The sequence below is a fragment of the Vreelandella sp. V005 genome, assembly GCF_052645115.1.
In genome coordinates this window covers 63,079-88,166 of the sequence record NZ_JBQXYA010000010.1, presented here as the reverse complement: position 1 = coordinate 88,166, position 25,088 = coordinate 63,079, and the positions used below count along the sequence as shown (strand labels likewise).

Below are 25,088 nucleotides of genomic sequence, written 5' to 3'. Positions count from 1 at the left end.
GAAGAGCATCGTGCCAGTTAAAAAACACTATTAATAAACCTTACCGGTCTCCTGTTAGAACTTTTGCAACTCTATTACCCGATATAGTGCTCCGTTGTCGTTACCTTACCGTAAGCAAACGCCAGGGCTGCCATTATCGTTGCGTGAACCTGAGACGCAGTCACTGTTACGCCTTCGAATTCAAGATCCATCGTGGCGCAGGCATCGTGGATAACCATCGTCTTATAACCGAAGTCCGACGCCGCACGGCTGGTTGCATCGATGCACATATGGCTCATAGCGCCTATGATGACCACCTCATCAATATTTTGCTGATCCAATAGCGCTTTCAAACCGGTCTCATGAAACGAGTTAGGGAAATGCTTCACCAATACTGTTTCCTGCTCCAGCGGTGCAACCGTGGGATGGATGTCAATTTCATGCGAACCGGGAATGAAAAAAGGGATCTCTGGGTCAGTAGACTCATGCTGAACATAGACGACAAGCTCGTTGGCTGATCGAGCGTGTTCAATGACTTTGGCAGCATTCGTTGCTGCCTTCTCAATCCCCTCCAGTAAAAGCTTGCCGCCGGAGAAATATTCGTTCTGTATATCGACGACAATGATTGCGCGTTTACTCATGTGCTAAGCCTTTTTCGTTAGTGTTTAATAGATAGCTTGGTCCCGCTCGACTCACATAACAGCGTGCTCTGGCTCCAGTTAAGAGTAATGCGGAGACGAACAAGACCTTCCAAACTTGTGGGCTGCCAGAAACGGCCGCCCTAAAGAAGGTGGCAGCCATTTGGATCAGAAGGAAACGACTTCGCCGTCAGCGGGTGCGAATACGTGATCCTCAATACCCTCTTCGCGCACATAGTCGTTAAGCTCATCACGGCTTAGCGTCATATGGTTCACAGCATCCATATGCACCGCGATGATGGTGGCATCAGGGACGGCACGATAGGTTCGCAGCGTGTCTTCCTTCCCCATAATAATCGGGTCACCTTCAAAGCCGGTTACCTCGGCAGCGCCAGTATTCAACACGACCACCTGCGGGTTATATTGCGCCAGTGCCCGCTCGACCTCGTCACGCCACACGCTATCGCCTACCACATAGGTGGTCTTCTTTCCTGGCGCCTCAAAGACAACGCCCATCACCTCACCGAGTGATTGCGCCAGTTCAGGAACAGCGTAGAGGGTATCGGAGCCGTGCTGACCGCCTGTCTTGTGAAGCTGCACGCCGCCGAACTCGGCGCTGCCCTCCAGAACGCGCACATCGCTAAAGCCCTGTGAGCGAATCAGCTCGGCATCGGCGGCATTCTGAGCAAATAGTGGGATGTTCTTCGGCAGCAGCGCTTGAGCAGCATCGTCCCAGTGATCAAGGTGAGTGTGGGTGACGATGACGGCGTCTGTGCCTTCGATCACCTCCTCTGCCGACATTGGCAACCCCACCAGCGGATTACGTAACTCACTGCGGTAGGTACCTTCGAAGCCCGGATAGGCCCCCTGTTCGGCCAGCATAGGATCAATCAGAAAGGTGGTGTCGCCATAGGTGATCTTCACCGTAGCATTACGAATCTGCTGCACCTGATGCGTGACTTCTTGAGCGCCCGAGGCCGCAAATGCACTACCGGCAGTCAGTGCCGTGGCAAGGGTGAGTGAACTGGCTAAGGTTTTAAAAAACATCTACCTACTTCCTTCATTAGAGTGTTGGGTTGATGGAAAGCAGTGTAGAGGGCTTCAAATAACTTAAAAATTGGCCTGACAGCCATTGATCGACAATATTGGGCCAGCATCGTATTATTGATTGAATAAAACGTTAGGAGCCTAGCCTTGTCCCTGCCTCGTGTTGGAGTGATCCTCCACCCCCATATCAGCCCCTTCCATTTTTCGGTGCCCTATACGGTATTCGGCATCGCCTTAACCGAGCATCCTTTGTTCGATCTCTATATCGTAGCCATGCCGGAGGAGTCGGGGAGCGAGCAGGTGATGACAGTAAAACCCGACGGCGGCCTGGAACTTCTGGATAGCATTGATATTGCGGTTGTGCCTGGCTGGCATGACCTGAACGAACCCCCGCCCCCCGAGATGATTGAGGCGCTTGTCCGCTGTCATGCACGGGGGGCCCATGTGGTGGGGCTCTGCTACGGCACCTATGCCCTGGCTTATGCCGGGCTGCTTGATGGCAGGCGTGCATCGACGCACTGGATGGCCGAGCAAGACTTCAGTATCCGCTTCCCAAAGATCAAGCTGGACACGAATGCGCTTTACGTAGAGGAGGATCGGCTGGTGACGTCGGCGGGCACGGCTGCTGGCCTGGATTGCTGCTTATTCATGGTGCGCGAGTATTACGGCGCACAGATTGCCAACAAGATTGCTCGTATGATGGTAGTTCCACCGCATCGTGAGGGTGGCCAGGCGCAGTTTATTGAACAACCGGTTGCCGTCTCCACCCAGGATGCCCATATCAATCGCCTGCTCGACTACCTGCGCGAACACCTGATGATATCGCACACCATTGATGAGCTCGCTGCCCGAACGGCCATGAGCCGACGTACCTTTACGCGCCATTTCCACAAGGCCACCGGTATGACGGTCGTGGAGTGGCTGGTTAACGAGCGTTTACGGCGTGGTCGCGAGCTATTAGAAACCACATCATTGTCGGTAGAAGCCATTGCAGCAAAGAGCGGCTTTCATACGGCAACCTCGTTCCGGCAACATTTTAGGCAGCGCCATCAGGTCAGCCCTCGTAACTGGCGCAGAACCTTTGGCGACAACGCCTAACTACCCTGCTAAACGCCCTTAAAAGAACGTCATCCCGCTATATAAGTAAGCAGTTTTTCTCACGATTGATAACATAGGCACGATAGGATCGCCTGAATCGACGTAGCGTATCATTTATGAGTTGAATTCAGGATCAAAGCAAAGGAGTTGCAAATGAAACACTATGAAAGACTTGGACACGTTGGGCGCCATAGCTTGTCCCTGCTGGCTCGGCTTGGCCGCTATGAACTCGCCATGTTGTTATGCGTCGCGGTACTTTCCGGCGGGGTTTGGGGGTTCGTCGCGCTGGCCGACGAAGTCACCGAGGGGGACACCCAGACCGTCGATGAGAGCCTGCTGCTCGCCCTTCGCAACCCCGCCGACCTTAGCGACCCAATTGGGCCGGGCTGGGTCGAGGAAATGGGCCGTGACTTTACCGCGCTTGGGGGTGTCGGCGTGCTGGTACTCATCACGCTGGGCGCCCTGGGCTACCTGTTACTTGCCGGACGCTACCGCGCGGCCCTCTTTGCCTCGATCGCAGTGCCTGGCGGCATACTCCTCAGCACCGTGATGAAGATGGGCTTTGATCGCCCTCGCCCGGATCTAGTGCCTCATGAAGCGATGGTTTACACGGCGAGCTTTCCCAGCGGGCACTCAATGATGTCTGCCGTGACCTATCTCACCCTGGCAGCGCTACTCACCCGCGTTCAGCCCGCGCTGAGGCTGAAGGCTTACCTATTGATTCTGGCGATATTGCTAACCCTCCTGGTGGGTATAAGCCGCGTCTACCTTGGTGTCCATTGGCCCACCGATGTGCTTGCCGGCTGGACAGCCGGGGCAAGCTGGGCCGCGCTGTGCTGGATCGTGATGCGCTGGATGCAGCGGCGCGGGCAGGTAGAGACCGAAGTTAGCGGGTCGGGCATGGAATAAGTTGGCTCAAGCAGAGCTGGGCAACACAGTGGATGTTGTTCAGCCATCTGCGAGAATGAATATTCAGCTTTAAACCAATAACAGAAGCTAATGACATCTAGCCTAACCAGCAATGAAGGTTCACTAATCGCAAAATCGGCGCCCTTTTGGGACGTTCTAAAAGGCAAATAGCCACTTAAAAGCTAGCTTAGAAAATGACACGGCTCGTCTATCCGATAAAAAACATAACTGTATTTCAAAGCTGACAAATAAGCCTAACGCTTTAGAAACAAAGAATAAGCCTGCAGCGGAACCAGGTTCAGTCTGTCAGTCCTCTTGCTGCTTTCATAATTTAAACAGATAACTTACGCGCTAATCTTTCCGGTTTAATTGACCACCAAACAAACCAAACAAGGAAAAACTGTAAAGGTAAGCGAGTATGTAATAATAGCTTGGGCAACTCTGGATATTGCTCAGGATGTAACGCCATATTGATATTGGCAGGGTAGACAGCAACAATTAAGGCGATTAAACCACATGCGGCCCAAAAACGAGTTTTGGGTACCAAAATACCAATAGCTCCGGCTAGTTCAAAAATACCGCTAATCAGCACCAACTCTTTGTGATACCTCAGATAATCCGGCATTGCCATTACAAAAAAATCAGTAAAAGCAAAATGAGCAAGTCCACCAATAAAGAAAAACAAGGAAATGATGAGTAATGGAATTCTTGGCATATCATGCCCTGTATCGTGAGTACATTTGAGGTTAAGAAGTCATCTCGACGAAGAAAATAGCTGGGTGGGGATACTACACTTCAATGCGGCTTTTGGTGGCCACGCCGAACACCGTTACTAACATGCCCTCTCTTTACCACTGGTAGCATAAAACAACAGGGCGGCACCGTTAAGTGCCGCCCTATGACGTTTTACTGCTTTATAGCAACGATCGCTATGCCTCCTTGTGCACGCTGCATTTCTCAAGGGCACCGGCCAACTGACGCAGTAACTGGTCGTACAGCGTTGACCCGAGCGACAATTCAACGCCCAACGGGTCGATCACGCCCATCACAGCCGGTGTATCGCCAAAGACGTTTTCTACCATCGTAGCGTTGAATTGAGGCTCACTGAATACGCAATGGATATCATGCTCCCGCACATGCTGCTGCAAGGCTTCAATGCGCGCAGGGCTGGGATCAGAGGCATCACCAAGCGAAATAGCGCCTTCCGAACGTACGTCAAAACGCTGCTCAAAATACTGATAGGCATCGTGGAAAACCACAAAGCGCGGTGCTGGTTGCTCAGCAAACTGACTTTCCAACGCCATTTGCAACGCCAGCACATCGGCTTTGGCCTGGGCGGCGTTGCTCTGGTAGGTCTCGGCGTTTTCAGGATCCATCGCGCTTAAACGACCGGCAATGGCATCTAACCAGAGACGAGCATTTTGCGGGTCTAACCAACCGTGCGGGTCTTCCCCATCATGATGGTGGTCGTGGTCGTGGTCGTGGTCGTGGTCGTGGTCGTGATGATCATGACCATCATGATCGTCACGAACGCCCATCAGAACAATCGATCGATCGCGATAATTCAGTACCTGCGTTTCATCTAACGCCATCAGTTGCATATGCTCGGCATCTGACGCTAATGACGTCAGTGGGCTGGCAAGCCACGGTGTTAAGTTATTGCTGACCCAGACCACTAACTTAGCGTCATCCAGCGTTTGTGCTTCTGAAGGGCGCAGCGAGTACCCGTGGGGCGAGGCACCCTGCTGCATAAACAGCGTAGGCTTCCCTAACTCCCCCATCACCTTACTGACCAACGAATGCACCGGCGGTATGTCTACTGCGACTTTTGGCACATCGGCCATGGCAGCTAATGGAAATCCCAGCAGTACCGGTAACGCCATACGGGCAAGTGGTTTTTTCATTACATGCGCTCCTTTTAAGTTGTTTCGTTTGCTGATTCGTTAACCTCTGGCACCTGCATAATTTATGTTATAACATAACAATAAATCAACTCGGAGCTTGTTATGTTTTCTCGTCTATCAACAAAAGGCATACCAGAATCCTGCACTTCGTTGACAGACAATGCGTTGCTGAGAACCGACCAGTTGACGGTTAAATTTGGCCAGCAGCCGGTGCTGGAAAACATCAATCTGTCGCTAAAACCTAGTCAGATTGTCACCCTCATTGGCCCCAATGGCTCTGGTAAATCCACGCTGGTCAAGGCGCTAATAGGCGCTATTAAACCTTCCGCTGGCCACATTAACCGCTCTCGTGACCTTAAGATCGGGTATGTGCCCCAACGCCTATATCTCGATCCTACTCTTCCAATGACAGTGCATCGCTTTATCAATCTCCCCAAACGGCATGCCAGCCGTGACATTGCCGAAGCACTAGAACAGGCGGGAGTCGAACATCTGCTGAATGTGGCCATGAATCACCTTTCCGGAGGCCAGCTGCAAAGGGTGCTCTTGGCTCGCGCGCTACTATCACGCCCCTCTTTGTTGTTGCTGGATGAAGCTACACAGGGGCTAGATCACCGCGGCGTTGCCGAGTTCTACCAGCGCATTGAACAGATCCGCCAACGCTCCCAATGTGCGGTGCTGATGGTCAGCCACGACTTACATGTGGTCATGCGCACGGCAGATCACGTGATCTGCCTCAACAGGCATGTCTGCTGTGAAGGCCAACCCGAGAAAGTCGCTGCATCGCCTCAATACCATGCACTTTTCGGTGACCAAGCGGCTAGCACATTGGCTTTTTATCATCACCGACATGCGAACCCGCAAGATAAGGAGACACTGCGTCATGCTGGATGACTTCTTGTGGCGTGCTGCATTGGCAGGGCTCGGTGTGGGTATAGCAGCAGCGCCGCTGGGATGCTTCGTTGTTTGGCGGCGAATGGCCTATTTCGGTGATGCCACAGCCCATGCGGCTATTCTGGGGGTGGCTTTGGCGCTGCTATGGAATCTCTCCATTTTCGCCGGTGTGATGGGGGTTGCTCTGCTGATGGCATTTTGTGTGTCGACGTTAAGCGGCAAAGGCTATGCCATGGACACCTTGCTAGGGGTGGTAGCGCATTCTGCCCTGGCCATTGGGCTGGTGGCCGTTTCATTTGTTTCCGGCGTGCGTATTGATCTGCATGCTTACCTGTTTGGCGACATTCTGGCCGTGGGCAAAATTGACCTTGCGATTATCTGGACGGGTGCCGTTCTGGTGATCAGTCTGATGGTATGGCGTTGGCAGGCACTTCTAACCGCAACACTCAACGAAGAGCTCGCCTATGCCAGCCACATCAACCCGCGTCGTGAACAGCTGGTATTGACGGTGGCGCTCGCCATTGTGGTGGCCGTCGCCCTCAAGGTGGTCGGCGCACTCTTGATTGCTGCGCTATTGATTATCCCTGCCGCCACGGCGCGACCTTTCAGCCGCACGCCGGAACAGATGGCGCTTATTGCCGCCATGATGGCGATGGCAGCCACGACTGGCGGGCTTCGCGCCGCTTACATGTTTGACACACCGACAGGCCCGACCATCGTCTCTCTGGCCGCAATGCTGTTTATTCTTGCCATGCTCGCGACCCAGAGTTGGCGTTTTTTATGCAAACGCGGTGGCTGACCGAGCTGCGTAGGTTTACCGCTTGAACACTGATATCTCGTATTTACCATCGCTTATGGAGCCAGTTATGTCTTCGCTACCCGCTACTCACTTAGTGCTGCCAGAGCATGCAGCCATCGATAACGACATCAGCGTGTTACCGCGTATCTTTGAAGACGTCATTAATATCGCGATCTTTCAGCGCCCTCTTCCCGCCGATATCGCCTTTAGCGCGCAGGCACAATGCCAAACAGACCGCGCCTGGCAATATAGCTGGCTCGGTCATCCCGATGAAACGTTCATTGCCGACTTACGACGACGGCTTCCTGCGCCGGAAGCTGCTGCCCCGCTAATCGACGATATGGCGACCCTCGCTGAAGCGATCGCTTTTTTATTCGATACTCAGACCGTCGGCATCCGGGTGCGCCTGCTAAACAGTGCCATGTGTCCGCGCTTTCATTGCGACAACCTTCCCGCGCGCATGGTGACCACCTATTTCGGTCCCGGCAGCGAATGGTTGCCGGAGCACGCGATAAACCGTGAAGGTTTGGGCGCGCCACATATCAACCGACCCGACATCCCAACCGATGCCAGCGCTATTAAACGCCTTTCACCGGGTGACATAGCGTTACTCAAAGGAAGCGGCTGGGAGGGTTGCGAAGAGCGCGGCTTGGTGCATAGAAGCCCTGCGTTGGAACATGGTAGCAAACGGTTCTTGATGAGCATTGATCCGGCCTAGTCGCTGATACAGCAGCTCGCTTATTACCACCTTACCAATCAAGAAACGCCACTGGCGCTACATGGCGTGCAGCATATTTGTCACCCACCGGCGCCACTGCCAGCGGACAGCGTTCACGACCGTGTTTCACGATTTGTCTTCATCACCCAAAACGTGGCGCCGGAAACGGTCGCAGAGCTTTACACCTTCATAAAATCTGCTTCATGCTAGAACTACAAAACATAAACAGGTATTAGCTTGTCCATTTTATAAATGGATAAACGTGCCAGCAGGTTATTCGAGAAATGAAGACCGAATGTTTTCATAAATTAATGATTTATTTGAATTTAATTTTAATTTATTGAAAGAGAGGTAAACCGCCTAACCACGATCTGATAAACCAAAGGGCTCGACCTCAAGCGAACAAGCAGGCATGGTGAGTATGATTATTCACCATCAGCGAACCAACAGGAGGGTACGCCAATGCCGCACAATCTGACTCAAAACCTGTCTAAAAACCTATGCAAGATGGGGCTATTATCGCTCTTGGCGCTGTCTACCAGCGCCTTCAGCCAACAACCGGGGGCGGCCGGCAATGATGTTACCACCGAGTCGTTCCAGGATTGGGAAGTCCGCTGCCAGCGAAATGCCGAGGGCCCGACTCCGTGTGCGATGTCGCAATTGGTCACGCAACCTGACAGCAACCAGCCCTTGATGCAGGTAGTGCTCGACTATCCGCCCCAGATCGATGACCCAGTGATGAGCTTCTTCGTACCGCTGGGGGTACGCCTAGCCCCTGGTTTGCAATTGGTCGTGGATAATGGTGAGCCAATTCAGTTCCCCTATCAGGTCTGCCAGGAACAAGGCTGCCGTGCTGATGCCCCTATTGAACCAGCGATGCTGCAGCAACTCCGCAGTGGCAATACGGCAACCCTGAGCATGATCAGTCCTCGCGGTGAGCGCATGGATGTCGATATTTCGCTGATCGGCTTTACCGACGCCAGTACCCGCATCACTCGCTAATCTTAGGAGCCTTCCCCACGAAGCCGGCCCATAAGGGCTGGCAAGTCTACCCAGCCGTTGCCAGCAGAATTACGTTTCCGCCTGCTGCAGCGGAGTCAATGAACAAACTACGCTCTACCACGTCGCATTCCGGTGCGATGGCCTGAGTCACGAACGATATGGAAGCTGGAAAGCACTCTCAGATACCATGGGATAGAATTAGATGTCGCTTTAAAATGACAAAACTGGCAGCAGTTTGATAGGGAAACCACCTGCCCTGGCTGGAGCGTCGCTATCGGCCAAAAGCGGACTTTTTATTTATTTTCAATGTTCCTCAGAAATATGTGCATCCATATTACAGGCCTTACCAGAAAAACGCGCATTGTGGACTAAGGCTCCGTGAATATGTAATTTCATTGATAAACGCTTTGGGTAGAACATCAACTAATAATTAACCTTAGCTCATGAAGAGCTTGAGTTGAGCCATACTTTGATCTCAACCCGAGGGGATCATGTTCCAAACATTTCGACTGACCTCTCCTTTATACCTTGGAATAAAGGAAAGTTGGTTAAGCAAAAGACACCTATTCAACTGAGAAAAAATCTGGTGCACGAACTCTTCTACATTAAACAACAATTGAGTAGCGCTGGGGATGGAGGCATAACACTCTACTGGCGTATGCTGTTGTTGCATTAACAGTGACGACTAACAGTCTTGGGGAACGTGCATGCCTTTATCCATGGGAAAAGTCTCGCAGGTGACACCCTCCAACGAGAGACCGGATGGCAAGGGGCAGAAGCTTAGTGATCGTGTTTACGGCGATATCGTCGACCGAATTATTCAGCGTGAATTCGGTGAAGGTGAGCGATTGCCATCAGAGGAGCAATTGGCATCTCATTACGGCGTGTCTCGTCCGATCGTGCGTGAAGCATTGGCTAGACTGCGTGATGATGCACTGATTCGCTCGCAGCGTGGTGCAGGAAGTTTCGTACAACGGCGCCCTGATCGAGCCATGCTGGAGTTCGCTCCGCTGGAAAGCCTAGCCGATATCCAACGCTGCTTTGAGTTCCGCATCGCCGTGGAAACCGAGGCCGCACGACTCGCGGCCATAAAGGCAACAGAAGAAGAGCGCGTGGCACTGACCCAAGCACTGGCATTGCTTGAACAGCGTATCCGCGACAATGCGCTGGGGGTAGATGCCGATTTCAACTTCCATCTATCTATCGCTCACGCCACACATAACCGATTTTTCTCCGATACCCTTCTGTCTCTTAAGTCAGCCATCACGTATGGCCAGAACATGGCACGTGGTCTTGGCTTGCGACGCCCTGAACATCATGTCCCCGAAGTACAAGTCGAGCACCGTGCTATCCACGATGCCATCCTCGCTGAAGACGCCGAGCGTGCCGCTTTTTGTATGCAGCATCACTTGAGTAGTTCGCGTCGACGCGTCTTTGAAGGATAGAGATTTGACAACTTTTACAACTCGACTAGCTTGAACAGTAAGGTTGTTCACGCTGGAAAACAGTGGTGTGTAACGATCTGGTAGTACGCAGGCCGAGTAAAATAAAAACAATAACCACGGCGCTCATTGGCGCAACTACCGTTAACGACGAAGAAACGTACATAAAATAATACAACTAAGTCGGAGCATGCCATGACATTTACCTACAAGACGCTCGCGTTGTCCGTAACGGCTATCACTGCCATGGGGATTGCTAGTCTGGCCCAGGCCGAGTACCCGGAAGGCGACATCACCTACATCATCCCCTTCGACCCAGGTGGCGAATCCGATGTGACAGCGCGCTTCCAGGAGCCGGTCCTGGAAGAGGTGCTTGGCGTTTCGGTCAACGTTACCCACCGTCCGGGTGGCGGTGGCGCCGTGGCGTGGAGCGAGTTTCAGAATAACGCCGAGCCCGATGGCTACGAGATCATCGGCGTGAATATCCCGCACATAATCGGCCAGCCAATACAGCGTAATGATGCTGGTTACACGACTGACGATTGGCGAATCGTGACATTTTTCCACTCAACGCCCAATGCGTTGATCGTTTCTGACGACAGCCCCTACGATACCCTGGAAGACTTGATTGAGGACGCCAAAGAAAACCCTGAAGCTATCACTCTTGGGGGTAGTGGTACTTACAGCGCCAACCATCTGGACATGCTTCGCTTCGAGAAAGAAGCTGATATAGACCTAACCTACATCCCCTTCTCGGGCACTGGTCCCCTTAAAGGTGCGCTGGAAGGTGGTCATGTCGCCGGAATCTTTAATTACACCATGCTCGGTACTGAAATGGCCGACAGCGTTAAGGTGCTGGCCGTCGCCGCCGAGGAACGCGTCAAGGCACTGCCTGATGCGCCCACCTTCAAGGAACAGGGCTACGACATCGTCGGTGGTGCGTACCGCGGTGTCGCGGTGCCCAAGGACACACCCGATGACGTGGTGGCTACCCTAGAGGAAGCCTTTGCCGAAGCCAATCGTCAGATCACCGAGAAGCAGGAGCCCTTGGGCTTCGTGATGGAGTACATCACCGGTGACGAAGTTGATGAAGTAATGGCCATGCTACGTGAGGCCTACGGTCCTATCCTCGAAGAAGCCGAGTAACACTCCTCCCTCCACGGGGTCCTTGATTGGGCCCCTATTTTTCTTTTCACCATGCTGGCCGCGCACGCGTGTCCACAAGGAGGGTGACCCATGGATATGTTACTGGAGGCGCTGACCTCCCTTCTGACTTTCGAGAGCATGTTGACCGTCCTGATCGGGGTGTCGGCGGGGCTTTTTATCGGTGCCATGCCCGGTCTCACGGCGACGATGGCACTTGCCATGTTGCTGCCCTTCACGTTCTCGATGGAGGCCTTGCAGGGGTTGATCGCTTTAGGCGCAGTCTACATGGGCTCTATCTATGGCGGGGCGTTCACCGCCATACTGATCAATACCCCTGGGACCCCCTCGTCCATTGCCACTACTTTCGATGGCTACCCCATGGCACGTCAGGGCCGCGCCTATGAGGCTCTAGCGGCGGCCACCATCGCCTCGGTAGTGGGCGGTATTGTCGGGGTCATTTTCCTGTTGATCCTCGCGCCGCCGCTTGCGCGTCTGGCGGTCGCCTTCGGACCATCGGAGATGTTCTGGGTGGCGATGTTGGGGCTAACATTAGTCGCCAGCCTGTCAAGCGACTCCTTACTTAAGGGCCTGCTGGGCGGTTGTATCGGCATTCTGCTGAGTACGATCGGGGTGTCGCCAGTTGGCGGCGAGAGTCGATTCACTTTTGGCTACCCGCCATTACAAGGCGGCATCGAGCTGATCGTGGCACTGATCGGGCTCTTCGTGATTCCCGAGTTGCTGACCATGTCGGCAGAGGGACGCGGGGCCTTGCCCGACGGAGGCGAACTGCGCAAAAAAGAAGTCTCCATCGGCAAGATAGCGCGGCGTATTTTCAGCAAACCGGCCAATCTTATCCGCTCTTGTTTGATCGGTCAGGTCATCGCTATCATCCCCGGCGCCGGGGGCAATGTCACCAGCCTGGTGGCCTATAACGAAGCGCGGCGTTTCTCTAAGGACCCCAAAAGTTTTGGCAAGGGCAACGTCGATGGCGTGGTGGCCTCGGAATCGAGCAACAACGTGATGGTCGCCGGCAGCATGGTGCCTCTGCTGACGCTGGGCATACCCGGCGCGCCGCCTGATGCCATCATCCTCGGGGTGTTGCTGATGCATGGCCTGCGTCCAGGACTCGATCTCTTCACCCAGTCGGGCGTGCTGACCAATGGCTTTATTCTTTCCATGGGCCTGGCGGCATTAATGTTATTGCCGGTCGGGTTGTTGGGCGGACGCGTGATTCACCGTGTGGTCATTCGCACGCCTTATTATTTCCTAGTACCCAGCATCGCGATGGTGACTATTCTCGGTACCTTTGCGTTACGTAACAGCATGCTGGACGTCGGGATTATGCTGCTTCTAGGCACGGCTGGCTATTTCCTACGGCTGATCGGTATTCAGGCCGCCCCCATCGTACTTGGCTTGATACTCGGTGGGATAGCTGAGCAGGGCTATGTGCAAACGCTGATGGCGGCAGTCGTCGATCCGATTCCCTGGCTACGGTTGGTGAGCAACCCGCTCTCGATGGTCCTTGCTGGTCTAGTCGTGCTAGGCGCGGCGACTGCGCTGGTGCCCATGTGGCTGGCACGCAAGGGGCTGTTGGATAAGGTTGATGCCACTGACAGTGGAGGCTCGTCATGATACTGCGTCTTAATACCGATATCGCCTCGGGTGTTCTCGGCCTGGTGTTTGGCGCCGTGTTGTGGTTCCCACGGGGTGATATCGGGCGACTGAGCATCATCTTTCCACGCGCCATTCTGTTGGTCCTCGCGTTGATCTCGATCGCCCTCCTCGTCAAGGGATTCATCAATCCGAGCGGCCGCCAGATCGAGATCACTGGCAGTCCGCGGCGGCTAGCCACCGTCATGATCGGCTTTTTTGTTTGGTGGGCCGTGGTCGAGATCCTTGGCTTTCTGCTGACGACGCTGATCGCTTTCTTTGCGCTCACCTGGTATCTGGCCAGAGTAGAGACAGCGGTTACCTGGCAACGCATGTTGAAATGGACTCCGATGATCCTGGTACTGGTGGGTGTCTTTTACCTGACCTTCACGGAGGTGCTCAATGTGCGCTTGCCGTCGGGGATGTTCTTTTAGTAGGAGTGATACATGAAAATCACTGATATTCGTGAAGCACGGGTGTCAATCGCCTCGGACATTGCCAACGCCTACATCTCCTTCGCCAAGATGGATGTATCGGTACTGGCGATCTATACCGATGTCTGGGTCGATGGCCGTCAGGTAGTGGGCTACGGCTTTAATTCCAATGGCCGCTATGCGCAAAGCGGCCTACTGCGCGAGCGCTTCCTGCCCCGCCTTCGTGAAGCCGACCCACAAGCTCTGCTTGATGATAACGGTACTAATCTCGACCCTTTCCGGGTCTGGGACGTGTTGATGGCCAATGAAAAGCCCGGTGGACACGGTGAGCGTTCGGTGGCGGTGGGCATCATCGACATGGCTGTGTGGGACATCGTCGCCAAGGCGGAGAACAAGTCCCTGGCGCAGCTACTGGCCGAGCGTCATGGTGAAGGAACGGCCGATGCGAAAGTATCGGTTTATGCAGCAGGCGGTTACTACTATCCAGGTAAGCAGGTCAGTGCTCTCAAGGACGAGATGCGTGATTATCTCGACCTTGGCTACACCTGCACCAAGATGAAGATCGGCGGAGTGCCCTTAGCCGAGGACCTCGAACGGGTCGAGGCGGCGATCGAGGTTGTCGGTAACGCTTCGTGCCTTGCCGTCGATGCCAATGGTCGCTTCGAGCTCAAGACCGCGCTGGCCTTCGCCGAGGGTCTGGCACCCTATGGGGTTCGTTGGTATGAGGAGGCTGGTGACCCGCTCGATTACGCCTTGCAACAGCAGTTGGGTGAACACTATGCACCCCCCATGGCTACCGGCGAAAACTTATTTTCGCATCAGGATGCTCGCAACCTGCTGCGTTACGGTGGCATGCGAGCCGATCGCGACATTTTGCAGATGGATCCAGTGCTCAGCTACGGCCTGGTGGAATACCTGCGCATGCTCAAGGTGTTGAAGCAACACGGCTGGTCACCGAGACAATGTATTCCGCATGGTGGTCATCAGTTCGCTCTCAACATTGCATCCGGCCTCAAGCTAGGAGGAAACGAGTCCTACCCGAGGGTCTTTGCGCCGTTCGGTGGCTTCGCCGACTCGACCCCCATTGAGAGAGGATATGTTGCCATCCCGGCGATGCCCGGCATCGGTTTTGAGGACAAACATGAACTTATGAAAGTCTTCGATAAACATCTTCGCTGAGCCATGCGGTGAACTACCTAGCCGCTCAGCCACAACAATTTACAACAAAATTGTCTATCAAAGCTGGAGCTTAAGATATGCGCAATCATCGTGTAGCCGTTATCCCAGGTGATGGAATAGGTCTTGAAGTTATTGAGGCGGGTAAGCAGGTACTGGAAACGTTGTCGCAAAAAAGTGACGATTTTCAGTTTGAATTCGAAGATTTTGATTGGAGTTCTCAGCGCTACCTTGAGACGGGGGAATACATCCCCGAAGGTGGACTAGAAAAGCTGTCAACATTTGATGCTATCTACTTCGGTGCAGTGGGCAGCCAAGAGGTTCCCGATCATGTGTCGCTTTGGGAGCTTCGGCTCGCTATCTGTCAGGGCTTTGATCAATACGCCAATGTTCGCCCTGCCCGTGTGCTCCCTGGGGTTAATAGCCGTTTAAAAGGCGCCGAGAAAATTGATTGGGTAATCGTTAGAGAAAATAGTGAAGGTGAATATGCGGGCAACGGTGGCCGTGCTCATCGTGGGCATCCCGAGGAGGTCGGCACGGAGGTGGCGATATTTACTCGAAAAGGGATAGAGCGAATTCACCGTTTCGCTTTTAAACTCGCCCAAGACCGCCCCCGTAAAAAACTAACATTGGTCACCAAATCCAACGCTCAGCGATACGGCATGGTGCTATGGGATGAAGTGTTCTTCGAGGTTGCAAAAGACTTTCCTGACGTGACGATTGATCGAGAGCTTGTCGATGCAGCCACTACCCGTATGGTGCTTAAACCCGAGACAATGGATGTCATTGTCGCGACTAACCTGCATGCCGATATTTTGTCAGACTTGGCCGCCGCTCTGTCAGGCAGTTTAGGCATTGCGCCCACCGCCAACCTTAATCCTGAGAGGGCTTATCCCTCCATGTTTGAGCCGATTCATGGATCAGCATTTGATATTGCTGGACAAGGCATTGCCAACCCCGTGGGAGCCTTCTGGACGGCTGCCATGATGCTGGAACACTTAGGGGAAACGACAGCAGCTGAACGACTTATGGCGGCCATAGAGCGATTGACCGCCTCAGGCCTCCAAACAAAGGATCTTGGAGGTACGGCGACCACGCAAGATGCGACCCGAGCCATCTGTTCTGACATTGAACAACAGTAAGTACATTGCAACTGCTCCAAGAATGGCACCCTTGAAGCAGCTTAAAGAGAACTTCCATCAGCACTGCTTAACGGACTCTCTTATCCTCCAATTACAGTTTCTTAGATCGCATGAAGAGGTAAAAGAAGCAACACAGACCTTCTCTCTGCTTTACCGATCAAGGTGAAGTAGAAGGAGGTTTCCTTTAGAAAAATTGACCTTTATTCTGCTCTGAAAGGAATGGCTACATCAGTCTGTAAACTTCTCTATCGGAGGCAAGAATCGGCCAAGAGCAGACGATCATATGATTCTGATGTATTGATCCGTATCGCCATCGTTTCACCCGAGATAGGTGATTCGACTTCGGATACGAATTCTGCGCATGGATGTGCAGGTCAAGCTCGGTCGAAGCGACGGATTGCCGACCTCGCCAATACGGTCGACCACAGATACCTGAACTCCCACCATAACTACCACACTACCCCTTCGCATTGAGGCAGAACGATCTCCAACGCGCCGCAGCGCAGGGTGACAAGGTTACCTAGTTGGTTGACGGATTCCTCGTTGGTGACATCAAGATCTAGCACTTTCCCTTCGGCTGCGACTACTTTGCCATTGCAAGTGCTGCGCAACTCGACACTGAAGATTGCATAGCTGCTGGGTCGTCTACCTGCGCGCGATCAACCATTCCGGCGCCATTCTGACAGTGACTAACCTGCTTATGTTGACCCTCAATTCCTGCTATTCCGAACGAACGGCAATTTAACTCGGACGCACGGCAATTCCTAGTAATGCTGCTAACTCGTATGCTTGTGGCGTGCCCTCAAAAAGGGATTTACGACGGTTCCCCGTCATGACAGCTCCTCGCGCAGAAGAGCAATGAGCGCTGTCCCATCACTTTACCGCAACAAGAGAACGTCCATGCAACGTTATACGACCACTCTCCTGGCTGCCGTGATCTATATGCTCGCTCTTAAGGCGGGTGCTTGGCGTCCGGGGCAGTCCTCCCAAAAGGATCAAAACCATGACCGATTTTATTTTGAATACGCTCGGAGGCGGGACACGAAGCCTTCCTGACAAAATGATTTCGACGCTGCGCGCCGATATGACTGGCCTACTGCTGCTGCCTGACGATGAGGGCTACGACTCGGCCCGCAGCGTATGGAATGCGATGATTGACAAGCGGCCCGCACTGATCGCGTGTTGTGCCGACGCCAACGATGTCGCCGCAGTAGTTAACTTCGCACGCCAGACCGATGCGCTCATCTCCATCAAAGGCGGCGGGCACAATATCGCGGGAAATGCGGTTACGGAGGGCGGCCTGATGATTGATCTCTCCGTGATGAACAATGTCGACGTGAACCCTACGACACGCCGCGTCCAGGTGGGCCCCGGCGCCACGCTGGCCGAGCTAGATGCCGCAACCGCGCCCTACGGACTTGCGGTACCCGTCGGCATAAACTCGACGACCGGTATTGCAGGCCTCACTCTCGGCGGCGGCTTTGGTTGGCTGACGCGAGCGCACGGCCTCACGATCGATAGCCTGATTGCGGCCGATGTTGTCACCGCTGATGGCGCGCGACTGTGTGCTACAGCGGACGAGAATCCCGACCTCTTCTGGGCGCTCCGCGGTGGAGGTGGTAATTTCGGCGTCATCACTCGTTTCGAGTTCCAGGCAAGGGTTGTCCGTCCCAACCTGCTGTGCGGTCTACTCTTCCTGCCGCTCGAACGGGCGCGGGAGCTCTTCGCGCTTCAGCGGGAACTGATGGAAGGTGGTTCGGAAGAGCTGACGACGTGGATGGTGGTGCGCAATGCGCCACCGATGCCTTTCCTGCCCGAGGAATCGCACGGCACCGGTATCGCTTTGATGGCGTTTTGTTACGCCGGCGAACCCGAAGATGGTGAGGCCGTTATCGCCCCGCTTCGTGCGATCAACAACCCGCTCGCGCTTCTGGCTGGCATTCAGCCTTTTGCCGAGTTCCAGCAGATCTTCGATCCTCTCCTGATCCCCGGTGCACGCAACTATTGGAAGTCCCACGACTTACTCGAACTACCCGACACCGCCGTCGAAGCGCTTATCGAGGCCGTCAACCGCTTGCCCGACGCGGAAACGGAGATTTTTGTCGCTCATGTGGGCGGCGCATTGTCTCGCATCGCCCCGCATGAGACTGCCTTCGTTCAGCGCCGTCCCCATTACGTGGTCAATATTCACACTCGCTGGCAGGATCCGGCAAAGGACGACGCAGCTCGCGGCTGGGCGCGTGGCCTTTTCGAAGCGCTCTCCCCTTACTCCGCGGGCGTCTACGTCAACTTCATGCCGGCCGAAGAGAGCGCCCGCGTGGCTGAAGCCTACGGTGCAAACTATGCCCGACTCACAGCAGTCAAGGCCTGCTACGACCCGGATAACCGGTTCCGTCTCAATCAGAACATCTTACCCGGCTCTGAGGTACAGCTGGCCGGGTGAAGCTCCTAATGCGTCGCTGGGGATAGCCTCGGCGGCGCGATTTTCCGGAGCAGTCAGCGATGCTGCGCGTTTTGCCGCCAGTGCCCTGGCGATAGGCCCGTCATCCGCTTGAAGGCACGGCTAAACGAGGCCTCGGATTCATAGCCGATCTCGTCCGCGATCCGGGCGAGCGTTACCGTACCTGCACTCAGCAGACTTGCCGCTCGCTGCATCCGCCAACTCGTGAGATAGGTCATGGGCGGTAGGCCCAAAAGCGCTGTGAATCGCTCAGAAAGAATGGTTCGCGACATACCCGCCTCACGCGCAAGTTCTGCAACCGTCCAGTGGTGGGCGCAATCGCGGTGTAACAGGTGCAGCGCTCGGCCTACCGCTGGATCGCGCAGACCGGCGAGCCAACCATCCGCGTTCGAAGGCAAGGAAGCCGCGTGCCTGCGGATTGCCTCGATGAAGATGAGCTCACTCAACTTTACCAGAACCCCATCGCTGCCAGCGTCGGTCGCTCCCGTCTCTCGCACAGCGGCGCCGATCAGATGGCTAAGGAATCCGTCGCCGTTACCGTAGCCATCAGGTACATGGATGACCCGAGGGAGCGCCGCGATCAGCGGATTGAAGGGAGCCACGTCGCAGCCGAGGAAGCCACAAAGGAGCCGATTTGTACCCACTTCGCCGTCCCGGAAGTCAATGTGGAACGGCAGCGAGCGCCCGCGCGCGACCTCGTCGAATGCAGCGAGGTTCGGCTCCGCATCAAGGCCCGGATCACTGGCAAGCACATGCGTGTCGCCGTGCGGGAATACCACCACGCTTCCTGGCCCCAGCTTGATCGGCTGGCTGTCGGGATTGGTCAGCCTAGTCCAGCAGCTACCTTCGACAACGACGTGGTATTCGATCACGTGCTGTGCGCCAGACACCACTGTCTGCGCAATTTTTTCTTTGGGTGGCGCTGCCGCCACCCAGGGCGCTGCCGCGTCCACCTCGAAGAACACCGCGCCGGATAGACGGACACTGCGCAGCATTTCGGAAAGAAAATCGTGGTCGATCACATCCTTACCTCACTCGCAACCGCAGGCCGAAGGGCAGTCGACTGGACGGAAGACGATACGGCGTAATTCTAATTATAGAAACACGGTGGCACTTCGGTAACAGCGGCGTTCCGCGCACTGGAGTAGACCCTGAGACTAGTCTCGACACTCGCAACCGCAGGGCTACGTCCTATTTCTAACCTCATACTATCGAGGCGACCTTGACTGATCTGAACTCTAGCATGTTCCGCCATAACTGGTAGCCCTTGGCGCTGGTGATAATCAACCAGGGCGACAGCTAGGCGATCCTTGGCTTATACGACCTCAATATCTGGGCCCTCTGTAAGGAATACTAACAGGAGCAGGTCGGCGTGGATGTTGGCAATCGATGGGCCGATCAGGCTGTACTTAAAGACACGCATTGACGAACACGTGCAGCCGTTCCTGAGCACGGGCAGTATAGTTAGGGTCTCGCCCGTGCAGGCTTTTCCGACGTGGACGCGATGAAGGGAAGCATCCGCACGCATGCCGCATCGGCGTTTGCTTTCATCCAGCAGGTCTGGATGGAGGGCGCGATTCCTCTATGAGTGACGCGAATCTCCCACTCTCGCGGCGATGCACAGGCCCGGTGCCGCCCTGCCGTTTATGGCCGAGATCGGCCAAGAGCGGACTTTTAGACTTTTATTATTAACGCCAAGCTCAACTGCACATACTGCACATACTGCGGAGAGCGTATTTGTATAAAATGGAGCGCGGCGACTGACACAAATACGAGCTCAGTAATATGTGTCAGAGAGTAGCTTTTTGTTAGGCATTTACGCTCGTATTTTTTTGAACTTTTCACCTTTCATTTCGCTAATCCTGCTCTTCCGGATATACCCAAATCCAGAATCATTAGAAAAAACGAATCCATTATTTCTCCATCCTACTAGTTTCGGCCATAAACTCGACTTAGGATATTTCATTTGACAATGCATTAAAGCTTCTTCGTGCTCACCAGCGTCTTTTCTATCTATTGTCCTATAAAGTTTAAAGCCATTCTCAACACGGTCAAGCACCGAGTAAGTTATACTATGACGAAGAATAGGCTTGCGAAGCGCTATTTCCTCATAATCAGATATTAGTTCAGCCTCTATATCAGATTTATGCGAATATATGTTTGCGCGACAATTGAGAAACTGATGTTGGTTTATGGATCGAATGTCACGTTTATCTTTCACGTCAACCCAACCGTTCTTATGCTTAATACTATAAACGTCACCGTCATAGCCTAAACACAATATATTCGGAGTTAAAGGTAACAGAATAATATTACCTGCCGAACCAAGCCCAAACGACAATCCTGAAGATGACTTTTTAAAAATATGCCATTTATTGGACAGAACGGCAGGGTCATCCGATGTTATGAATTCAGCATCAGTTTTATTTTTAATAAGGCATACTTTCAAATCGTCAACTATATCCATATGCTCATAAAATATTTTCATTGATAGAGCAACGGCTTCGTCTAGTTCTTGTCGATACTCAGATGAATCAATACCGGCAACCACACCCATTTCATCAGACATTTCAACACTACGCCTTGAGGCTGCATCTGTCCTCATGTTTTGCAAGAGCCAGAAACGCTTAAGGAATGTCTTGTGTTCTTCTGAAAACCTGTACCCTGGTTCGATAATTTGGTTTATAACCGATGAGTATCCACCTTCAATTGGCTGTAATGCCTTTTCAATAACCAAATCCTTACCGTAAAAATACCCTTTTGAGCACTGCTTTTTTATAGGGGCATTCTCAATGAGTTTCTTTCTATCCAAATTAAAAAGGTTAATCGCAACCCCAGACTCAACAGATGAAAATCGCTTTAAGTAACATTGAGGGACGTAATGCTGATTCTTATTTGATGCCATTGAATAGATACCAATCGGTGCATAACGCTGCCAGCAGAGGCCGAGCGAAGCGACTGGCCTGATTATATATTTTTGGTGAACAGTGACTGATTTTCATCTTCGGATTCAAGTGGTTCAATCCTGTTAAATATTATCTTGGGGCGCCGCGCGTCTAATCGTCCTTTTTCGTCTTCACGACTTACTCGGCCATGCATTTTACATCGTAGAAATAGACTGGGTTTATAGCGCACAATGCTTCCGACTTCTGGAACTGCTGTTAGGACATGACCTTGGTAGCCAAGTCCCATGGTATTGGTCATTTCATTCCCCCGGGACAGCTCTCCCTCAAGAACGACTTCTTGGCCGTGTTCCAACTCAGGAAAGAGGAGGTTTTCGACCTCTTCTTTTTCATGGGTAAAAATTTGGCGGTGCCTCCGCGTCAGCACCTCTTCAACCAATTCTTCACCTTGATACAAGCCTACGATCAATGATCGCTCCTCCTCAACCACTTCAGATACTTTCTTAAGCAGCGCAGGCTTAGTCGATACGTAAAACTCTAGGAATTCCTTTGGAACATAGAGATACTCACCTTGGGAGTTTCTAAGTCCTATCAGATTATTGTTGTCTTTAAACTTAACGTTTTCGAATTTTTTGATTTCCAGATCACCCATGTGTTTGCCAATTCGGATCACCCATTGAATAGCGCTGATAGCCTTTTTAAAAACATCCTTGATGCCAATATCTTTAAAGTCATTCTCAGCCATTTTTTGAGCTGCCTTGACCCCATAGGCAAGTAAAATTCCGCCAATAACTATCTCCCAAGATCCCTTCTTTACTTTTACGGGAAATTCGAAATCGATCTCTCTGAGCTCCGGCGCTTGTTGGAGAACGAAGAACCTAACAGCTTCATCAACTCCCAGTAGTGCTTGCGCAGATTTTCGGGCATCCATGTAACCATCCTGAACAAGTTTTCCAGAATACTTGACATAACCGATCTGTTGTTCTTCTTTTCCCATAGTTTAGTCCATGCTTTGAAGGTATCTACTAGGCTGGAGGCCTGGGACACATAATAGTTTTATCCATGCGCATGCGCGTTTTTCTGGGAAGCCCCACCTTGCCAACAGGTGCCTAATTTACTGATAGAAAAGAGGTACATGCTTTTTTCTCGTAAGGCTCATTAGAAAAATGCGCATGCGCGTTAACTTTATGACCATTTTTTCAAGATGGCGCATAAGCATACAACGTATTCTTATAAACCATTGTTTTACCTAAACTTACAGCATGCTTTTCCAGAAATATGCGCACTCATAATGCAACCGTCACCAGAAATACGCGCAGTGTTGGCAAATGCTTCCGCAAATTACGGTTCAGTGAACGTCCGCTTTGGGTCGATAGCGGTCAGTCCTCAACGCTTTTTTAAAAGAAACACACCTAGCTCGACTACCCAACCAACACCCCATCCTCAAAATCTTCTTAGCTTTACGCTAGCAGACTATGCTTACCGGCGTCACTATCAAATAGTCCCGTGACTAATGCTTTTCCCTACCTTCGCCTCCCTCCACTGAACGCGGTAAGCTTGGCAGCATTTCCACTGCTGATGATATTTAGATAATGACGACCCACTGGATTCTTGGCCCTGGCGCGATTGGCCGATTATTGGCTCACTCGCTGGCCCCCTTTGCAGAGGTAGCGCTAATCGGCCGCCGTGACTTGCCCGCGCAGCAGAGGCTGACGACGCCGGAAGGCGAAGTGCGTGTGCAGCACTTAACCTCGTTTACCGTTGTGCATTTTGCGGTTGATGCACCTGAGCCGCCTGCGTTTGTGCATATCACTACCAAAGCCATGAGCGCTGAAGCGGCACTTGAAAGCCTTGCCAGTTTAATTCCCCCCTCTACCCCGCTGGTACTGTGGCAAAACGGATTTTTGTCTCAGCCGCGTATTACCCAGGCGTGGCCGGGACCGGTGCTTTGTGCGACCACTACTGAAGGGGCTTATTTAACCGGTGATGATGGCGTGGTGCATGCGGGGCGCGGGCATACTTTTGTGGGGGACTTAAACAATCAGCACGGTGAGTTGGCGAAAACATTGGCGGAATTATTGACCCAGGCGGGGCTTACTGCCACGGCGGTGACTGATATTCGCCAGCGTTTGTGGCAGAAGCTGGCGGTGAACGCGGCGATTAATCCGTTGGTGGCATTGAACGGTGTGCGTAATGGAGAGTTACGCGGTGAAGCTTATTCAGACCGTGTGGTGGCGGTGGTTAAGGAAGTCGCGGCAATTATGCTGGCCGAGGGTATTGCGCCTCCCAATAACGGTCAAGGAGAGGCAGCGTGGTTAGCGTTGGTGTGGCAGGTGGTTGAGAGCACCGCGAACAATAAAGCCTCGATGCTGCAGGATATCGAGGCCAAGCGCCCCACCGAGCGGGGGGCGATTTTAGGGCCGTTGATTGAGAGCGCCGAGCGGCATGGATTGGCGTGTCATAAACTACAGGCGCTCAATGATGATATAGGGCTGTTAGAAGCGATTTATTGATGAACGCTTCACCATTAAGGAGGCATGTTAGGCACTACCGAACCCAACTACTCCAGAATTGACATGACCTTTTCAGCGACGCCGACGCCAATCGCATTATGCGTTTCTGGAGAGAAATGAACGCCGTTTACTCCATCCGTGGTTGCCAGCGTGCCGACATCATAAAACTCCGCGCCAGCCGCCTCAGCAATTGCCTCGTACAAGGGTGGAAGTGCTTCCGTTTTCTCTACGCCGCCAGCAAATCTTTCGGCGCGCCCCTCAGGAGCCACATTTCCGAGTGGAGGCGGAGAGAGCACCAACACCTTTGGCGCTGGATAAGAGGTTCCAACCCCACCGCCTGTCTGTTCCACTATGTCGATCAGCTTTCCCATACCGATTGCAATTCGAAAAGGTGAGCGCTCAAACATTGCCTTAACATCATTCGTGCCAAGCATGATCACAACCAAATCGAGCGGATGATGAGTTGCTATGGCGGATGACAAATAGGCGGAACCATCAAGCTCAAGCATTACGTCACCGGAATCATCACGACTTTTTGGAAGCTGGGCAGCTCAGTGAGCTGTTGATACCAACGCTCAATGTGGGGTTGCGTCTTCCAGGTAAGGCCGCTGTTGAGCATGTTGTAAACAAAGGGCGCGATGGCGATATCGCCCAAGCCAAAAGCGTCGCCGGAAAACCAGGACTGATTTGCCAGTGCGTTATCCATGATGGCAAATAGCGCTTCGCACTCTTTCATCGCTGCTTCAATGGCGGCGTTATCGCGTTTTTCGGGTGGTGTTCTTACATATCCCATCAGGATCTTGCGGTGAGCTGGCGTCAACGTGCTGTTGGCCCACTCCATCCACTTTTCCATTTGGGCGCGCTCGGCGGGCGCTTCTATCCAAAGCTTGTTCTGGCCGTACTGGGCAGCCAGATAGCGAATAATGGCGTTGGATTCCCACAGCACGCTATTGGTGGCGTCGTCCTTGAGTAGCGGCACAAGCCCGGAGGGGTTCATGGCTAGGTATTCTGGGGTGTTGTTGACACCGTGATGAAGACCGGCTTGGATTTGCTCGAAAGGCAGTACCAGTTCTTCTAGCACCCACAGCACTTTTTTGACGTTGGTGGAGTTGTTGCGGCCCCAAAGTGTGACCATGGTCGTCCTTTATTGTTGGTGAGAAAGGATCTGAGTTTGCCGCGCGCGGCGGTGGGTGGCAAGTTGGTTGGGTTTGGAGGGAATGCAGGGGCGGCATT

The 25,088-nt window shown here is 53.1% G+C and carries 24 protein-coding genes; 15 read left to right on the top strand and 9 right to left on the bottom strand.

Features of this window, described 5'->3' with window-relative positions:
- Positions 1 to 74: 74 nt before the first annotated feature.
- Both ACUN8H_RS17410 and ACUN8H_RS17405 read right to left on the bottom strand, forming a co-directional pair.
- Positions 75 to 620, bottom strand: coding sequence for a cysteine hydrolase family protein (locus ACUN8H_RS17410; protein ID WP_445533307.1), 546 nt, complete (start codon positions 618 to 620; stop codon positions 75 to 77).
- Between the two features lie 165 nt (positions 621 to 785).
- Positions 786 to 1,664, bottom strand: coding sequence for an MBL fold metallo-hydrolase (locus ACUN8H_RS17405; RefSeq protein WP_445533306.1), 879 nt, complete (start codon positions 1,662 to 1,664; stop codon positions 786 to 788).
- Between the two features lie 147 nt (positions 1,665 to 1,811).
- On the opposite strand from ACUN8H_RS17405, the gene ACUN8H_RS17400 reads away from it, so the two are divergent.
- Together ACUN8H_RS17400 and ACUN8H_RS17395 are read left to right on the top strand one after the other, a co-directional pair.
- A complete protein-coding gene (locus ACUN8H_RS17400; RefSeq protein ID WP_445533305.1) occupies positions 1,812 to 2,762 on the top strand; it encodes a GlxA family transcriptional regulator in 951 nt (316 codons plus the stop codon).
- 153 nt (positions 2,763 to 2,915) lie between these two features.
- Positions 2,916 to 3,671 (top strand): phosphatase PAP2 family protein, encoded by a 756-nt coding sequence (locus tag ACUN8H_RS17395; RefSeq protein ID WP_445533304.1) that lies wholly within the window; start codon positions 2,916 to 2,918, stop codon positions 3,669 to 3,671.
- Between the two features lie 331 nt (positions 3,672 to 4,002).
- Here the strand turns inward: ACUN8H_RS17395 and ACUN8H_RS17390 are convergent, their stop codons facing one another.
- Both ACUN8H_RS17390 and ACUN8H_RS17385 read right to left on the bottom strand, forming a co-directional pair.
- Positions 4,003 to 4,386, bottom strand: a complete 384-nt coding sequence (locus ACUN8H_RS17390) for a DoxX family protein (RefSeq protein WP_445533303.1) — start codon at positions 4,384 to 4,386, stop codon at positions 4,003 to 4,005.
- A gap of 214 nt (positions 4,387 to 4,600) precedes the next feature.
- Positions 4,601 to 5,575, bottom strand: a complete 975-nt coding sequence (locus ACUN8H_RS17385; RefSeq protein ID WP_445533302.1) for a zinc ABC transporter substrate-binding protein — start codon at positions 5,573 to 5,575, stop codon at positions 4,601 to 4,603.
- A gap of 102 nt (positions 5,576 to 5,677) precedes the next feature.
- Between ACUN8H_RS17385 and ACUN8H_RS17380 the strand changes: the two genes are divergently transcribed.
- From ACUN8H_RS17380 to ACUN8H_RS17325, 12 genes are all read left to right on the top strand, one after another.
- Entirely contained in the window at positions 5,678 to 6,469 is a 792-nt protein-coding gene (locus ACUN8H_RS17380) for an ATP-binding cassette domain-containing protein (RefSeq protein WP_445533301.1), read from the top strand.
- Positions 6,459 to 7,268 carry a metal ABC transporter permease gene (locus tag ACUN8H_RS17375; protein WP_445533300.1) on the top strand — a complete coding sequence of 270 codons (810 nt, stop codon included), beginning with the start codon at positions 6,459 to 6,461 and terminating at the stop codon, positions 7,266 to 7,268. Before ACUN8H_RS17380 ends, ACUN8H_RS17375 begins: the two co-directional genes overlap by 11 nt.
- A 67-nt stretch (positions 7,269 to 7,335) precedes the next feature.
- Positions 7,336 to 7,986 carry a DUF1826 domain-containing protein gene (locus ACUN8H_RS17370; RefSeq protein ID WP_445533299.1) on the top strand — a complete coding sequence of 217 codons (651 nt, stop codon included), beginning with the start codon at positions 7,336 to 7,338 and terminating at the stop codon, positions 7,984 to 7,986.
- A 66-nt stretch (positions 7,987 to 8,052) separates the two neighbouring features.
- Positions 8,053 to 8,196, top strand: a complete 144-nt coding sequence (locus tag ACUN8H_RS17365; protein ID WP_445533298.1) for a hypothetical protein — start codon at positions 8,053 to 8,055, stop codon at positions 8,194 to 8,196.
- A gap of 252 nt (positions 8,197 to 8,448) precedes the next feature.
- Positions 8,449 to 8,988, top strand: coding sequence for an invasion associated locus B family protein (locus ACUN8H_RS17360; RefSeq protein ID WP_445533297.1), 540 nt, complete (start codon positions 8,449 to 8,451; stop codon positions 8,986 to 8,988).
- A 707-nt stretch (positions 8,989 to 9,695) separates the two neighbouring features.
- Complete coding sequence (locus ACUN8H_RS17355; protein WP_445533296.1) at positions 9,696 to 10,433, top strand: FadR/GntR family transcriptional regulator; 738 nt, start codon at positions 9,696 to 9,698, stop codon at positions 10,431 to 10,433.
- A 192-nt stretch (positions 10,434 to 10,625) separates the two neighbouring features.
- Positions 10,626 to 11,576, top strand: coding sequence for a Bug family tripartite tricarboxylate transporter substrate binding protein (locus tag ACUN8H_RS17350; protein ID WP_445533295.1), 951 nt, complete (start codon positions 10,626 to 10,628; stop codon positions 11,574 to 11,576).
- A 90-nt stretch (positions 11,577 to 11,666) separates the two neighbouring features.
- The gene (locus ACUN8H_RS17345; protein WP_445533294.1) at positions 11,667 to 13,208 is read left to right on the top strand and encodes a tripartite tricarboxylate transporter permease; all 1,542 of its coding nucleotides are present in this window, start codon (positions 11,667 to 11,669) and stop codon (positions 13,206 to 13,208) included.
- Positions 13,205 to 13,660 carry a tripartite tricarboxylate transporter TctB family protein gene (locus ACUN8H_RS17340; protein WP_445533293.1) on the top strand — a complete coding sequence of 152 codons (456 nt, stop codon included), beginning with the start codon at positions 13,205 to 13,207 and terminating at the stop codon, positions 13,658 to 13,660. The genes ACUN8H_RS17345 and ACUN8H_RS17340 overlap by 4 nt, the downstream gene beginning before the upstream one ends.
- A 12-nt stretch (positions 13,661 to 13,672) precedes the next feature.
- Positions 13,673 to 14,839 carry a mandelate racemase/muconate lactonizing enzyme family protein gene (locus ACUN8H_RS17335; RefSeq protein WP_445533292.1) on the top strand — a complete coding sequence of 389 codons (1,167 nt, stop codon included), beginning with the start codon at positions 13,673 to 13,675 and terminating at the stop codon, positions 14,837 to 14,839.
- A gap of 77 nt (positions 14,840 to 14,916) precedes the next feature.
- Positions 14,917 to 15,978, top strand: a complete 1,062-nt coding sequence (locus ACUN8H_RS17330) for a tartrate dehydrogenase (RefSeq protein ID WP_445533291.1) — start codon at positions 14,917 to 14,919, stop codon at positions 15,976 to 15,978.
- Between the two features lie 1,003 nt (positions 15,979 to 16,981).
- Positions 16,982 to 18,421 (top strand): FAD-binding oxidoreductase, encoded by a 1,440-nt coding sequence (locus tag ACUN8H_RS17325; protein ID WP_445533290.1) that lies wholly within the window; start codon positions 16,982 to 16,984, stop codon positions 18,419 to 18,421.
- A gap of 53 nt (positions 18,422 to 18,474) precedes the next feature.
- Here ACUN8H_RS17325 and ACUN8H_RS17320 read toward each other — a convergent pair whose 3' ends face one another.
- The 3 genes from ACUN8H_RS17320 to ACUN8H_RS17310 form a co-directional block, all read right to left on the bottom strand.
- The gene (locus tag ACUN8H_RS17320) at positions 18,475 to 19,461 is read right to left on the bottom strand and encodes an AraC family transcriptional regulator (protein ID WP_445533289.1); all 987 of its coding nucleotides are present in this window, start codon (positions 19,459 to 19,461) and stop codon (positions 18,475 to 18,477) included.
- A 794-nt stretch (positions 19,462 to 20,255) separates the two neighbouring features.
- Positions 20,256 to 21,344 carry a DUF4238 domain-containing protein gene (locus ACUN8H_RS17315; RefSeq protein WP_445533288.1) on the bottom strand — a complete coding sequence of 363 codons (1,089 nt, stop codon included), beginning with the start codon at positions 21,342 to 21,344 and terminating at the stop codon, positions 20,256 to 20,258.
- Positions 21,345 to 21,406: 62 nt separating this feature from the next.
- Positions 21,407 to 22,339 (bottom strand): hypothetical protein, encoded by a 933-nt coding sequence (locus ACUN8H_RS17310; protein WP_445533287.1) that lies wholly within the window; start codon positions 22,337 to 22,339, stop codon positions 21,407 to 21,409.
- 595 nt (positions 22,340 to 22,934) lie between these two features.
- On the opposite strand from ACUN8H_RS17310, the gene ACUN8H_RS17305 reads away from it, so the two are divergent.
- The gene (locus tag ACUN8H_RS17305) at positions 22,935 to 23,855 is read left to right on the top strand and encodes a ketopantoate reductase family protein (RefSeq protein WP_445533286.1); all 921 of its coding nucleotides are present in this window, start codon (positions 22,935 to 22,937) and stop codon (positions 23,853 to 23,855) included.
- A 47-nt stretch (positions 23,856 to 23,902) separates the two neighbouring features.
- Here ACUN8H_RS17305 and ACUN8H_RS17300 read toward each other — a convergent pair whose 3' ends face one another.
- Positions 23,903 to 24,364 carry a GDSL-type esterase/lipase family protein gene (locus ACUN8H_RS17300; protein ID WP_445533285.1) on the bottom strand — a complete coding sequence of 154 codons (462 nt, stop codon included), beginning with the start codon at positions 24,362 to 24,364 and terminating at the stop codon, positions 23,903 to 23,905.
- Positions 24,364 to 24,990, bottom strand: coding sequence for a glutathione S-transferase family protein (locus tag ACUN8H_RS17295; protein ID WP_445533284.1), 627 nt, complete (start codon positions 24,988 to 24,990; stop codon positions 24,364 to 24,366). The genes ACUN8H_RS17300 and ACUN8H_RS17295 overlap by 1 nt, the downstream gene beginning before the upstream one ends.
- Positions 24,991 to 25,088 lie beyond the last annotated feature (98 nt).